This is a genomic window from Kitasatospora sp. NPDC059408 (assembly GCF_042751525.1).
Lineage (GTDB): Bacteria > Actinomycetota > Actinomycetes > Streptomycetales > Streptomycetaceae > Kitasatospora.
Genome location: NZ_JBHYWI010000006.1, coordinates 129363 through 144843, shown reverse-complemented (window position 1 = coordinate 144843; position 15481 = coordinate 129363). Strand labels below are relative to the sequence as shown.

The following is a 15481-nucleotide window of genomic DNA, read 5'->3' as shown; positions in this document are numbered from 1 at the left end:
TGGAAGCCGCTGACCGTCGCGACCGCCCGCCTGGACGGCACCTGGCTGCTCGTCACCGCTCGGGACGGCGATGGCGAGGCCGCCGCAGGTGAGGACATCGCCGAGGCGCTGACCGCGCACGGCGCGACGGTCGAGCGGCTCGTCCTGGACGACGCCTGCACCGACCGGCAGCGCCTCGCCGCGCTGCTCACGCACGGCGAACTCGCGGGCATCGTCTCGCTGCTCGCCGCCGCCGAGCGGCCGAGCGAGCGCCACCCCGCCCTGCCCGAGGGCGTCGCGCTCACGCTCGCCCTGGTCCAGGCCCTGGGCGACGCCGGGCAGGACGCGCCGCTGTGGCTGGTCACCCGCGGCGCCGTCGCCGCCGGGCGCACCGACACCGTCGCCAACCCGGTGCAGGCGCAGGTCCACGGCCTCGGCTGGACGGCCGCCCTGGAGCACCCGCAGCGCTTCGGCGGCGTCGTCGACCTGCCCGACGCGCTCGACCGGCGCGCCGGCGAGCGGCTGGCCGCCGTGCTGGCCGCCCGCGACGAGGACCAGGTGGCGATCCGCCCCTCCGGCGCCTACGCCCGCCGCATCGTGCGCGCCGAGGCCGCCGCCCGCCGGGAGGCCGGGCCGCTGCGCGGCACCGTGCTCATCACCGGCGGCACCGGCACCCTCGCCCCGCACCTGGCCCGCCGCCTCGTGGCCGAGGGCGCGGAGCGGATCGTGCTCACCAGCCGCCGCGGCGCCACCGCGCCGGGCGCCGCCGAACTGCTCGCCGAGCTCGCCGCCGCGGGCTGCGCGGCCGAGATGGCCGCCTGCGACCTCACCGACCGCGACGCCGTCGCGCGGATGCTCGCCGAGCTCGCCGCCGCCGGCCACGAGGTGCGCACCGTCGTGCACACCGCGGCCGTCATCGAGCTGCTGTCGATCGAGGAGACCACCCACGAGGCCTTCGCCAAGGTCCTGCACGCCAAGACCGCCGGCGCCCGCCACCTCGACGAGCTCCTGCCCGACGACCAGCTCGACGCCTTCGTGCTGTACTCCTCCACCGCCGGCATGTGGGGCAGCGGCCGGCACGCCGCCTACGTGGCGGGCAACGCCTACCTCAACGCGCTCGCCGAGCACCGCCGCGCCCGCGGCGGCCGGGCCACCGCGATCTCCTGGGGCATCTGGTCCGACGACCTGAAGCTCGGCCGCGTCGACCCGGGCCAGATCCGGCGCAGCGGCCTGGTCTTCATGGACCCCTCGCTCGCCCTGGACGGGCTGCGCCAGGCCCTGGACGCCGACGAGCAGGTGCTCGCGATCGCCGACGTCGACTGGGAGCGCTACCACCCGGTCTTCACCTCCGGCCGCCCGACCGCCCTGTTCGAGGACGTCCCCGAGGTGCGCCGGCTCGCCGAGGCCGCCGAACGCCCCGCCGGGGACGGCGAGTTCGCCGCCCGGCTGCGCGCCCTGCCGGCCGCCGAGCAGGAGCGCCGGCTGCTGGACCTGGTCCGGGCCGAGGCGGCCACCACGCTCGGCCACGCCTCGCCGGACGTGCTGTCCGAGCAGCGGGCCTTCCGCGACGTCGGCTTCGACTCGCTGACCGCCGTCGACCTGCGCAACCGGCTGGCCGCCGCGACCGGGCTCACGCTGCCCAGCACCCTCGTGTTCGACCACCCCAACCCGCTCGCCCTGGTGCGCTTCCTGCGCGAGAAGATCGCCGGCGCCGCCGTCGGCGGCCCCGCCGCCACGGTGGCGGGCGCCGCGCCGGACGAGCCGATCGCCATCATCGGCATGAGCTGCCGCTACCCCGGCGGGATCGCCTCGCCCGAGGACCTGTGGCGGCTCGTCACCTCGGGCGGCGACGCCATCACCGAGTTCCCGGCGGACCGCGGCTGGGACACCGAGGGGCTGTACGACCCGGACCCGGACGCGCCCGGCCGCACCTACTCGGTGCGCGGCGGCTTCCTGGAGGGCGTCGCCGACTTCGACGCCGCGTTCTTCGGCATCTCCCCGCGCGAGGCCCTCGCCATGGACCCGCAGCAGCGTCTCCTCCTGGAGACGGCCTGGGAGGCCATGGAACGCGCCGGCCTCGACCCGTCCGCCCTGCGCGGCAGCCTCACCGGCACCTTCATCGGCGCCAGCTACCAGGACTACAGCCCCGGCGACTCCGCCCAGGACGGCGCCGAGGGCCACCTCGTCACCGGCACCATCCCGAGCGTCCTGTCCGGCCGGCTCTCCTACACCTTCGGATTCGAGGGCCCGGCCGTCACGCTCGACACCGCGTGCTCGTCCTCGCTCGTCGCCCTGCACCTGGCCTGCCAGTCGCTGCGCAACGGGGAGAGCTCGCTCGCCCTCGCCGGCGGCGTCAGCGTCATGGCCACGCCCAACGCCTTCGTCGGCTTCAGCCGCCAGCGCGCGATGGCCGTCGACGGCCGCTGCAAGGCCTACGCCGAGGCCGCCGACGGCATGAGCCTCGCCGAGGGCGTCGGCCTCGTCCTGGTCGAGCGCCTCTCCGACGCCGAGCGGCTCGGCCACCCGGTGCTCGCCGTCCTGCGCGGCTCCGCCGTCAACCAGGACGGCGCCTCCAACGGCCTCACCGCGCCCAACGGGCCCGCGCAGCAGCGCGTGATCCGCGCCGCGCTCGCCAACGCCCGGCTCGCCCCGGGCGAGGTCGACGCCGTCGAGGGCCACGGCACCGGCACGAAGCTCGGCGACCCGATCGAGGCGCAGGCGCTGCTCGCCACCTACGGCCAGGACCGCGAACTGCCGCTGCTCCTCGGTTCGGTGAAGTCCAACATCGGCCACACCCAGATGGCCTCCGGCGTGGCCGGCGTCATCAAGACCGTGCTCGCGCTGCGCAGCGGCGTGCTCCCGGCCAGCCTGCACATCGACCGGCCGTCCACGCACGTCGACTGGACGGAGGGCGCCATCGAGCTCCTCGCCGAGGCGCGTGACTGGCCCGAGACCGGGCGGGCCCGCCGCGCCGCCGTCTCCTCCTTCGGGCTGAGCGGCACCAACGCGCACGTGATCCTCGAACAGGCCCCGGCCGCCGCGGTCCCGGCCGCGCCGGCGGACGGCGACACCGTGCCCTTCGCGCTGTCCGCCCGCACCGACGAGGCCCTGCGCGCCCAGGCCGTGCGACTGCTGACCGCACTCGACGAACGGCCCGAACTGCCGCTCGCCGACCTGGCGTTCTCCCTCGCCACCACCCGCACCGCGCTCGACCACCGGGCCGCCGTCACCACCGGCGACCGCGCCGAGCTCCAGCGCGCCCTCGCCGCCCTGCGCGACGGCCTGCCGGACGCCGCCCTCGTCACCGGCCGGGCGGCCGGCGGCGGCCTGGCCTTCCTGTTCACCGGTCAGGGCAGCCAGTACCCGGCCATGGGCCGGGAGCTGTACGACCGGTACCCGGTGTACGCGGAGGCGCTGGACGCCGTCCTCGCCCGCTTCGACCTCGGCTACGAACGGCCCGTCCGGGACGTCCTGTTCGCGGTGGAGGGTTCGGCGGAGGCCGCGCTGCTGGATGACACGGGGTATGCGCAGCCGGCGCTGTTCGCGCTGGAGGTGGCGTTGTTCCGGCTGGTGGAGTCGTGGGGTCTGCGACCGGACTTCGTGGTCGGGCATTCGATCGGTGAGATCGCTGCGGCGCACGTGGCGGGGGTGTTCTCGTTGGAGGACGCCTGCTCGCTGGTGGCTGCTCGGGCTCGGCTGATGTCCGAACTCCCCGGTGGGGGAGCGATGGTGTCCGTCGAGGCGACGGAGGCGGAGGTGCTGCCGCTGCTGACGGACGGCGTCTCCATCGCCGCCGTCAACGGGCCCACGGCGGTGGTGCTCGCGGGCGACGAGGACGAAGTCCTCCGCATCGCAGGGGAGTTCACCGGGAGGCGTACCAAGCGCCTGCGCGTCTCGCACGCCTTCCACTCGCCGCACATGGAGCCGATGCTCGACGCCTACACCCGCGTCGCCGCCACGCTCACCTACGACGCCCCGGCGATCCCGCTCATCTCCACCGTCACCGGCGCCCCCGCCACCGCCGACGAGCTCGCCGCACCCGACTACTGGGCCCGGCAGGTGCGCGGCACCGTCCGCTTCGCCGACGCCGTCCAGGCCCTCGCCGGCCACGGCGCCGCCGCCTTCCTCGAACTCGGCCCGGACGGCGTCCTCACCGCCGCCGCCCGCGACACCCTCGGCGACGGCGCCCGCCTCACCGGCGCGCCCGCGCTGCGCCGCGGCCGGCCCGGAGCGCCGGCCCTCACGGCCGCGCTCGCCCGGCTGGCCGTCGGCGGCCTGCGCCCCGACTGGGCGGCCGTCTTCGCCGGCACCGGCGCCCGCCGCGCCGACCTGCCCACCTACCCGTTCCAGCGGGAGCGCTACTGGCCGGAGTCCCGGCCCGTCCCGTCGGCGGGATCCGACCCCGTGGACGCCGAGTTCTGGGCCGCCGTCGACCGCGGCGACCTCGGGGCGCTCGGCGCCGGGCTGGACCTCGACACCGACACCGTGACCGCCCTCTCCACCTGGCGCCGCGCCCGCCGCGAGCGCACCACCGTGGACGCCTGGCGCTACCGCGCCTCCTGGACGCCGCTCGACGCGACGGGCGACGCCGCGGCCCGGCCCTCCGGCCGCTGGCTGGTGCTCGCGTCGGACGACGCGCCGTGGGCGGACGGGCTGGTCGACGGGGTGGTTCTCCGGGCCTCGACCGACCGGGCCGCGCTCGCCGCACAGCTGCGCGAGGCGGAGGTCGGTGACGTCACCGGCGTCCTGTCCCTGCTCGCCCTCGGCTCTCCGGCCGCCCCGGGCGCCCCGGGCGACGACCCGCTCGCGGCCACCGTCGCCGCCGTCCAGGCCCTCGGCGAGGCGGGTGTCGAGGCCCCGCTGTGGTGCCTCACCCGCGGCGCCGTCGCCACCGGCCGCTCCGACCGGCCCGCCGACCCCCGGCAGGCCGCCGTCTGGGGCCTCGGCCGCTCCGCCGCCCTCGAACTGCCCACCCGCTGGGGCGGGCTGATCGACCTGCCGGAGCAGCTCGACGACACCGCGCTGCGCCGCCTGGCCGCCGCGCTCGCCCGCACCGACGGCGAGGACCAGCTCGCCGTCCGCGCCTCCGGCACCTTCGCCCGGCGCCTCGTGCGCCACCCGCTGGCTCACCCGTCGGGCGGGCGCCCGGCCGCCCGGCCGTACGCGCCCGCCGGCACCGTCCTGATCACCGGCGGCACCGGCGGCCTCGGCGGGCAGCTCGCCCGCCGCCTCGCCGCCCAGGGCGCCCCGCACCTGCTGCTGCTCAGCCGCCGCGGCGCGGACGCCCCCGGCGCCGAGCAGCTGCGCGCCGACCTCGCCGCGCTCGGCGCCGACGTCACCCTGGCCGCCTGCGACACCGCCGACCGGGACGCCCTCGCGGCCGTCCTGGCCGCCGTCCCCGCCGACCGGCCGCTCACCGCGGTCTTCCACACCGCCGGCGTCGTCGCCGACGGGACCCTCGACACCCTGACCCCCGAGCACTTCGCCGAGGTGTTCCGTCCCAAGGTCGACGCCGCGCACCACCTCGACGAGCTGACCCGCGACACCGACCTCGCCGCCTTCGTCCTGTTCACCTCCACCGCCGGCACCATCGGCGCCGCCGGACAGGCCAACTACGCCGCCGCCAACGCCTCCTTGGACGCCCTCGCCGAGCAGCGCCGCGCCCGCGGCCTGCGGGCCACCGCCATCGCGTGGGGCCCGTGGGCCGGCGACGGCATGGCCGGGGCCGGCGTCGAACAGCGGGTGCGCCGCGGCGGCTACGGCCCGATGGCGCCCGAGCGCGCCCTGACCGCCCTCGGGCACGCCCTCGACCACGACGACACCGCGCTCACCGTCGCCGACATCGACTGGCAGCGCTTCGCCGCCGTCTTCACCGCGCAGCGGCCCGTCCCGCTGATCGCCCCGCTGGCCGGAGCGGTCGGCCGTCCGGCCGCGGCCGCCCCGGAGTCCGGGCTGCGCCGGCGCCTCGCCGAACTGTCCGAGCAGGCCAGGGAGCGCTTCGTCCTCGACTTCGTGCGCACCCGCGTCGCGGCCGTCCTCGGCCACGCGGGCGGCGAACGCGTCGGCGCCGACCAGCCCTTCACCGACCTCGGCATGGACTCCCTCACCACCGTCGAACTGCGGAACGCCCTCACCGCCGCCACCGGCCTGAGCCTGCCCGCCACCCTGGTCTACGACCACCCGACCCCCGCGGACCTGGCCGCCCACCTCCTCGCCGAACTCCTCGGCACCCTCCCCGAACCCGACCGGGCCCCGGCCCCGCGGGACGTCTCGGACGACCCCGTCGTCATCGTCGGCATGGCCTGCCGCTTCCCCGGCGGCATCGAGTCCCCGGAGGACCTCTGGCGACTGCTCGGCGACGGCGCCGACGCCATCCGCCCGTTCCCCGCCGACCGCGGCTGGGACCTCGACGCCCTCGGCCGCGGCGGCTCCGCCACCCTCCACGGCGGCTTCCTCGACGGCGTCGGCCGCTTCGACGCCCGCTTCTTCGGCATCTCGCCCCGCGAAGCCCTCGCCATGGACCCCCAGCAGCGCCTCCTCCTGGAGACCTCCTGGGAGGCCCTGGAGCGCTCCGGCATCGCCCCCGACCGGCTGCGCGGCAGCGACACCGGCGTCTTCGTCGGCACCAACGGGCAGGACTACCTGACCGTGCTGCGCCGCGGCACCGCCGACGTCCGCGGCCACGTCGCCACCGGCAACACGGCGAGCGTCCTGTCCGGCCGCCTCTCCTACACCCTCGGTCTGGAGGGCCCGGCCGTCACCGTCGACACCGCGTGCTCCTCCGCCCTCGTCTCGCTCCACCTGGCCGCCCGCGCGCTGCGCGCCGGGGAGTGCTCGCTGGCCCTGGCCGGCGGCGCCTCGGTGATGTCCAGCCCGGACGCCTTCGTCGAGTTCACCGCGCAGGGCGGACTGGCCTCCGACGGCCGCTGCAAGCCCTTCGCCGACGCCGCCGACGGGACCGCCTGGTCCGAGGGCGCGGGCGTGCTGGTGCTGGAGCGGCTCTCGGACGCGCGGCGCAACGGGCACCCGGTGCTCGCGGTCGTGCGCGGATCCGCCGTCAACCAGGACGGCGCCTCCAACGGGCTGACGGCCCCCAACGGCCGGGCCCAGCAGCGGGTGATCCGCGCGGCCCTCGCCGACGCGGGCCTGACCGCCGCCGAGGTCGACGCCGTCGAGGCGCACGGCACCGGCACCGCCCTCGGCGACCCGATCGAGGCACACGCCCTGCTGGCCGCCTACGGTCGGGACCGCGAACTCCCGCTCCTGCTCGGCTCGGTGAAGTCCAACCTCGGCCACACCCAGGCCGCCGCGGGCGCCGCCGGTGTGATCAAGACGGTGCTCGCGATGCAGCACGGGGAACTGCCGAAGTCGCTGCACGTCGACGCGCCCTCCCGGCACGTCGACTGGACGGCCGGCGCCGTGGAGCTCCTGACGGACGCCCGCGACTGGCCGGCCACCGGCCGCCCGCGCCGGGCCGGCGTCTCCGCCTTCGGCGTCAGCGGCACCAACGCGCACGTCCTGCTGGAGCAGGCGCCTGCCGATCCTGAGGCAGCCGGTTCGGTGTCGGCCGTGGGCGCGGCGCCGTGGGTGGTCTCCGCCAAGTCGGAGGCCGCGCTGGACGCTTCGCTCGCGCGCCTCGCCGACGTGGACGGGCCGTCCGCGCTGGACGTCGCCCACTCGCTGGCCGCCGGGCGTGCGCTCCTCGGGCACCGGGCGGTGCTGCTGGACGGTGCGGAGGTCGCGCGCGGGGTGGCGGGAGAGCGCTCGACGGCGTTCCTCTTCTCCGGGCAGGGCTCGCAGCGGCTCGGCATGGGACGGGAGCTGTACGCCCGCTTCCCGGTGTTCGCCGAGGCCTTCGACGGCGTCTGCGCACGGCTGGACCAGCTGTTGGACCGGCCGCTGCGCGACGTGGTGTGGGGCGACGACGCGGACCTCGTGAACCGGACGGAGTACGCCCAGGCCGGGCTGTTCGCGGTCGAGGTCGCGCTGTTCCGGCTCGTCGAATCGCTCGGCGTGCGCCCGGAGTTCGTGGCCGGACACTCGATCGGCGAGGTGGCGGCGGCGCACGTCGCCGGGGTGTTCTCGCTGGAGGACGCGTGTGCCCTGGTGGCTGCGCGCGGCCGGCTGATGCAAGCGCTCCCGGAGGGCGGAGCGATGCTCGCCGTGGAGGCTTCGGAGGACGAAGTCCTGCCGTTGCTGGACGAGTCCGTCTCCATCGCGGCGGTGAACGGCCCGACGTCCGTGGTCGTGTCGGGCGCTGCCGAGGGCGTCGCCGCGATCGAGGCGCACTTCGCCGACCGGCGGACCACGCGCCTGCGCGTCTCGCACGCCTTCCACTCCCCGCTGATGGAGCCGATGCTGGACGGCTTCCGGGCCGTCCTCGACGGGCTCGCCTACACGGCGCCCTCGATCCCGCTGGTCTCCAACCTGACGGGCGCGCTCGCCGACGGCGTCGAGTCGCCCGAGTACTGGGTGCGCCACGTCCGCGAGACCGTCCGCTTCGCCGACGGCGTCCGGGCGCTCGAAGAGGCGGGTGCCACCGCCTTCCTGGAGCTCGGCCCCGACGGCGTGCTGTCGGCACTCGTCCAGCGGACCGTGGACGGCCCCGTCGCCGCGCTGCAGCGCCGCGACCGGCCCGAGGAGCACTCCCTGGTCACGGCGCTGGCCCGCCTGCACGTCGCGGGCGTGCCGGTCGACTGGACGCGGCTGTTCGACGGCACCGGTGCCCGCCGCGTCGACCTGCCCACCTACCCGTTCCAGCGCGAGCTCTACTGGCCCGAGCGCGCACCCGAGCCCGTCGCCGCCGGCGACCCGGCGGATGCCGCGTTCTGGTCCGCCGTCGAGCGCGCCGACACCGCTGCGCTGGGCACGACGCTGGGCCTGGACGACGACACGTCGCTCGGCGCGCTGCTCCCCGCCCTCTCGGCGTGGCGCCGCCGCCGGACCGAGCGGACGGACGCGGACCGGCTGCGCTACCGGGCGGTCTGGAAGCCGTACGCGGCTCCTGCCGGGCCGGACGCCCTGCCGGGGACGTGGCTGGTGCTCGTGGCGGAGGGGCAGGACGACTCCTGGACGTCCGCGGTGCTCGCCGCGCTGGGCGCGGATGTGGTGCGGGTGACGGGTGATGTCCTGGACTCGGCTTCGTCTGGGGGAACGGTCGGTGGAGCACTCCGCGTCGCCGTCGACCGGGACGGCGGGCCGATCGCCGGGGTCGTGTCCCTGCTCGCCGCCTCCGGCGCCGTGCCCACCGGGCTCGCCCGGCCGGACGCCCTGCTCGCCGCCCTCGGTGAGGCCGGCGTCGAGGCCCCGCTGTGGTGCCTCACCCGCGGCGCCGTCGCCGTCGGCGACACCGAGGCCCCGCAGGACGCCGCGCAGGCGGCGGTCTGGGGCATCGGCCGGGTGGTGGCGCTCGAACACCCGGAGGGCTGGGGCGGGTTGATCGACCTGCCGGAGGCGCCCGACGACTCCCGTACGGCGGCCCGGCTGCGGGCGCTGCTCGCCGCGGGCGATGGCGAGGACCAGCTGGCGCTGCGTACGGCCGGGGCCTTCGCCCGCCGGCTCGTGCGCGCCACGACGGCCGACACGGCACGGCCGTGGACCCCGCGCGGCACGGTCCTGGTGGTCGGCGACCCGGAGGGCCACGCGGCCCCCGCGGCGCGCTGGCTCGCCCAGGCGGGTGCCGAGCACGTGGTGGTGCTGACGGGAGAGTCGGTGCCGGTGGCCGGTGCGCGTGGCGACGAGTCGCCCGATGCGGCCGGGGTGCTCGATGCGGCCGGTGATCGGATCGGCGTGGATGGGATGGAACTGCGGGCCGAGCTCGGCGAGTCCGGTACCGACCTGACCCTCGTCGTCGGCACTCCCGGTGACTCCCTCCCCAAGCTGCCGGACCTCTCCGCCGTCCTCTACACCGGCCGCTCCGGCGAGCCCGGTGACCACCTCTCCGGCCTGCTCTCCGACCTCGCGGCGCTCGACGAGGCGCTCGCGGACCGGGAGCTCGACGCCTACGTGCTGTTCGGGTCGATCGCCGGCACCTGGGGCGTCAAGGGCCGGGCCGACGAGGCCGCCGCCAGTGCGCTCCTGGACGCCGTCGCCCAGTCCCGCCGCGCCGCCGGGCGGGCCGCCACCGCCGTCGCCTGGGGCGCCTGGGCGGGCAGCACGCCCGACTCGCTGGCCGCGCACCTGCGGGCCAACGGGCTGCCGCCCGTCGCCCCCGGCCGCGCCCTGGCGGCCCTCGCCGCCGCCCTCGACGGCCCCGCCGTCACCGTCGCCGACGTGGCGTGGGAGCGCTTCGCGCCCGCCTTCGCCGAAACCCGGCCGACCCGGCTCTTCGCCGACCTGCCCGAGGCCCGCGTCGCCGCGGAGCCCGAGGAGGAGACCGCGAGCCGCACCGACGCGCTGCGCGCCGGTCTGCGCGAGCGGTCGGCGGCCGAGCGCACCGAGGCGCTGCTGGCGATCGTCCGGGCCGAGTCGGCGGCCGTGCTCGGTCACGCCGACGCCGACGACGTGCCGTCCGGGCACCCGTTCAAGGACCTCGGCTTCGACTCGCTGACCGCCGTCGACCTGCGCAACCGGCTCACCACCGCGACCGGTCTGCGGCTGCCCGCGACCCTCGTGTTCGACTACCCGACCCCGGCCGCCCTCGCCGCCCACCTCCGCGCCGAACTCTTCGACGAGGCGCAGGAGCCGGAGCGTTCGGCCGTCGCCGCGGACACCGACGACCCGATCGTGATCGTCGGCATGGGCTGCCGCTACCCGGGCGGCGTCCGTTCGCCCGAGGACCTGTGGCGGCTCCTGCGGGAGGGCGCCGACGCGATCGGCCCGTTCCCGGCGGACCGCGGCTGGGACCTCGACCGGCTGGCCCACGGCGACCGCGACGGGCGCGGGCGCAGCGTCACCCAGCAGGGCGGGTTCCTGTACGACGCGGCCGAGTTCGACGCCGCCTTCTTCGGGGTCTCCCCGCGCGAGGCGATGGTCGTCGACCCGCAGCAGCGGCTCGTGCTGGAGACCGCGTGGGAGGCGCTGGAGCGCGCCGGGATCGATCCGGTGGGCCTGCGCGGCGGCGACACCGGCGTGTTCATCGGCGGCGGCAGCGGCGACTACCGGCCGGCCATCGGCCAGCTCGGGCACGTCGAGACCGCGCAGTCCGCGAGCCTGCTGTCCGGCCGGCTCTCCTACACCCTCGGGCTGGAAGGGCCCTCGGTCAGCGTGGACACCGCGTGCTCGTCCTCGCTGGTCGCGCTGCACCTGGCCGCCCAGGCCCTGCGGTCGGGCGAGTGCTCGCTGGCCCTGGCGGGCGGCGTGACGGTGATGTCGAGCCCGGTCGGGTTCGTCGAGTTCGGCGAGATGGGGGCGCTGTCCCCGGACGGGCGCTGCCGCACCTTCTCCGACGCCGCCGAGGGCACCGCGTGGTCCGAGGGCGTCGGCGTCCTGGTGGTGGAGCGGCTCTCGGACGCCGAGCGCCGGGGCCACCGCGTGCTGGCCGTCCTGCGCGGCTCCGCGATCAACCAGGACGGCGCGTCGAACGGCATCACCGCGCCCAACGGCCCGTCCCAGCAGCGGGTCATCCGCCGCGCCCTGGCCAACGCGGGCCTGACGCCCGCGGAGGTCGACGCCGTCGAGGCGCACGGCACCGGCACGAAGCTCGGCGACCCGATCGAGGCGCAGGCGCTCCTCGCCACCTACGGCCAGGACCGTGAACGGCCCGTCCTGATCGGCGCGCTGAAGTCGAATCTGGGCCACACCCAGGCGGCCTCCGGCGTGGCCGGTGTGATCAAGATGGTGCTGGCGATGCAGAACGGCGTGCTGCCGCGCACGCTGCACGTCGGCACGCCGTCCTCGCACGTCGACTGGACGGCCGGCGCCGCCGAGCTCCTCACCGAGGAGACCGCGTGGCCGGCCACCGGCCACTCGCGCCGGGCGGGCGTCTCCGCCTTCGGCGCGAGCGGCACCAACGCCCACGTCATCGTCGAGGCGCCGCCCGCGGCCGAGCCGGCCGAGGAGCGCCCGGACGACCGGCCGCTGCCCGTCCCGCTCTCCGCCGCGACGCCCGCCGCGCTGCGCGAGCAGGCCGCCCTGCTGCTCGGCCACCTCGCCGCGCACCCGGAGCGGACGGTCCGCGACCTCGGCCACTCGCTGGCCACCACCCGCACGCTGCACGACCACCGGGCCGCCGTGCTCGCCGCCGACCGCGCCGAGCTGACGCAGGGCCTGCACGCCCTCGTCGACGGCCAGGCCGCGCCGCAGCTCGTCCAGGGTTCGGCCCTGGGCGGGAAGACCGCCTTCCTCTTCCCCGGCCAGGGCTCGCAGCGCCCCGGCGCCGGGCGGGAGCTGTACGCCGCCCACCCCGTGTTCGCCGACGCGCTGGACGCCGTCCTCGCCGGTTTCGAAGGACGGCTGGCCGGGCCGCTGCGCCCGGTGCTGTTCGCGGTGGAGGGTTCGGCGGAGGCCGCGCTGCTGGATGACACGGGGTATGCGCAGCCGGCGCTGTTCGCGCTGGAGGTGGCGTTGTTCCGGCTGGTGGAGTCGTGGGGTGTGCGGCCCGATTTCGTGGTCGGGCACTCGATCGGTGAGATCGCTGCGGCGCACGTGGCCGGGGTGTTCTCGCTGGAGGACGCCTGCAGCCTGGTGGCTGCTCGGGCTCGGCTGATGTCGGAACTCCCCGGTGGGGGAGCGATGGTGTCCGTCGAGGCGACGGAGGCGGAGGTGCTGCCGTTGCTGACGGACGGCGTCTCCATCGCCGCCGTCAACGGCCCGCGCGCCGTCGTCCTCTCCGGAGACGCCGACGCCGTCGAGCGCATCGCCGCCGGATTCGCCGCCGACGGACGCAGGACTAGGCGTTTGCGGGTGAGCCATGCGTTTCACTCCGTACACATGGACGCCATGCTCGACGACTTCGAGCGGACCGCCCGGGGCATCGCCTACGCCGCCCCGCGCATCCCGCTCGTGTCCAACCTGACCGGCGACGTCGTCACCGGCGGCACCGGGGCGGAGCTCGGGGCGCGGTACTGGGTGCGCCACGTCCGCGAGGCCGTCCGCTTCGCCGACGGCGTCGCCGCCCTCACCGCCCGCGGCGTGCGCCGCCACCTCGAACTCGGCCCGGACGGCGTGCTGTCCGCACTCGTCCAGGCCAACACGGCCGAGGACGCCGACCCGGCCCGCCCGGTGGTCACCGCCACCGCGCTGCGCCACGGCCGCGACGAGCGCACGACCCTGCTCGCCGCCGTCGCCCGCCTGCACACCGACGGGCTCGCGCCGGACTGGGCGGCCGTCTTCGCCGGCACCGGCGCCCGCCGGGTCGACCTGCCCACCTACCCGTTCCAGCGGCAGCGCTACTGGCCCGAGCAGTCGTTCGCCTCGGCGGCGTCCCCGGCCGCGTCTCCGTCCGCCTCGGACGGGGAGTTCTGGACGGCGCTGCGCACCGCGTCCTTCGACGCGCTCGCCGGCACCCTGGACGTCGACGGCGACGCCCTCGCCCAGGTGCTCCCTGCGCTGCGCGACTGGCACGACCGGCGCGAGGAGCAGGCCGCCGTCGACGCCCGCCGGCGGCGGATCGTCTGGAAGCCGCTCGACCGGCCGCGCGCCGCGGCCCCGGCCGGCACCTGGCTCGCCGTCGTGCCCGCCGGCCACGGCGACCCGGCGTGGACCGACGAGGTCCTCGCCGCGCTCGGTGCGGACGGCGTCCGGCTGACCGTCGAGGCCGACGCCGACCGGGCCGGTCTCGCCAAGCAGCTCGCCGAACTCCCCTACGCGGCCGAGGAGATCGCCGGGGTGGTGTCCCTCCTGGCGCTCGACGAGTCCGTGGACGGTTCCGTCCCCGCCGGGCTCGTCCGCACCGCCGCGCTGGTGCAGGCCCTCGGCGACACCCGGATCGGCGCACCCCTGTGGTGCCTCACCCGGGACGCCGTCGCGGCCGCCCCCGGCGACCGCGTCACCGGCCTGGCCCAGGCGGCCGTCTGGGGCCTCGGTCGGGTCGCCGCGCTCGAACTCCCGCAGCGCTGGGGCGGGTTGATCGACCTGCCCGCGATCCTCGACCGGCGCGCTGCCGCCCTGCTCGCCGCCGTCCTCGCCGACCCGGACGGGGAGGACCAGCTGGCCGTCCGGCCCGCCGGGGTCCTCGGCCGGCGTCTGGCCGCCACACCGGGCGGATCCGTGAGCGATCCGGCGGACTGGGACCCGACCGGCACCGTCCTGATCACCGGCGGCACCGGCGCCCTCGGCGCCGAAGTCGCCCGCGGCCTCGCCGCCGCCGGCGCCCGGCACCTCGTGCTGCTCAGCCGCCGGGGCCCGGACGCCCCCGGGGCGGCCGAGCTCCGCGAGGAACTCGCCGCCACCGGCGCGGCGGTCACCCTCGCGGCCTGCGACGCCGCCGACCGGGAGGCGCTCGGCGCCGTCCTGGCCGCCGTGCCCGCCGAGCACCCGCTGACCGCCGTCGTCCACGCCGCCGGAGTGCTCGACGACGGCGTCATCGACGGCCTCACCCTCGACCGCTTCGAGGACGTCTACCGCGCCAAGGCCACCTCGGCGCTCCTGCTCGACGAGCTGACCAGGGACCACGACCTCGCCGTCTTCGCCCTGTTCTCCTCCGCCTCCGCGGCCGTCGGCAACCCCGGCCAGGGCAACTACGCGGCCGCCAACGCCGTCCTCGACGCCCTCGCCGAACGCCGCCGCGCCGACGGACTCGCCGCCACCTCCCTCTCCTGGGGCGCCTGGGCCGGCGGCGGCATGGCCGCCGACACCCGGGCCGGGGAGGCCGCCCGCCGCACCGGCATCCGGCCGCTCGACCCGGCCGTCGCGGTCGCCGCGCTGCGCCGCGCCGTCCTCGACACCGCGCCGACCACCCTGGTCGCCGACGTCGACCCGGAGCGCTTCGTCCGCGCCTTCACCGCCGTCCGCCCGAGCCGGCTGCTCGCCGAACTCCCCGGCTACGCCGACGTGCAGGGCCCTGGCGGCTCCGGCGAGGACAACGGGAACGGCCGCGAGCTGCGCGCCGAACTGGCCGCGCTCAGCCCGGCCCGCCGCTCCGCCGCCCTCCTCGGGCTGGTGCGCGGACGGGCGGCCGAGGTGCTCGGACTGCCCGGCATCGAGGCCGTCGGCCCCGAGAAGGCCTTCCGCGACCTCGGGTTCGACTCGCTCGGCGCGATCGAGCTGCGCAACCGGCTCGGCGCCGCGACCGGCCTCGACCTGTCCCCGACGCTGGTCTTCGACCACCCGAGCCCGACCGAGCTCGCCGCGCACCTGCTCGGCCTGCTGGCCGGTGACGGGGACGCCGTGGAGCCGGGGGACCCCGAGCGAGACCGCCTGCGGGCGCTCGTCGAGTCCGTCCCGCTGGACCGCCTGCGGCGCAGCGGCGTCCTGGACGCGCTGCTGAGGCTCGCCGACGGCGCGCCCGCCCAGGACGCCCAGGAGGCCGAGGAAGCCGACGCCATCGACGCCATGGACCTCGACGACCTGGTGCAGGCCGCCCTGCGCAACGACCCCGACCACGCCCAGGACTGACGGAGAG

At 77.2% G+C, this 15481-nt stretch carries 1 protein-coding gene (running past one end of the window); it reads left to right on the top strand.

The annotated features are described in order from the left end of the window. On the top strand, nt 1-15474 hold the 3' portion of the coding sequence (locus tag ACFXDE_RS06760; RefSeq protein WP_380491595.1) for a type I polyketide synthase. Its footprint begins 12612 nt before the window's first position; 15474 of the gene's 28086 nt are visible here — the last part of the coding sequence; its start codon lies beyond the left edge, outside the window; it ends in the stop codon at nt 15472-15474. Nucleotides 15475-15481 lie beyond the last annotated feature (7 nt).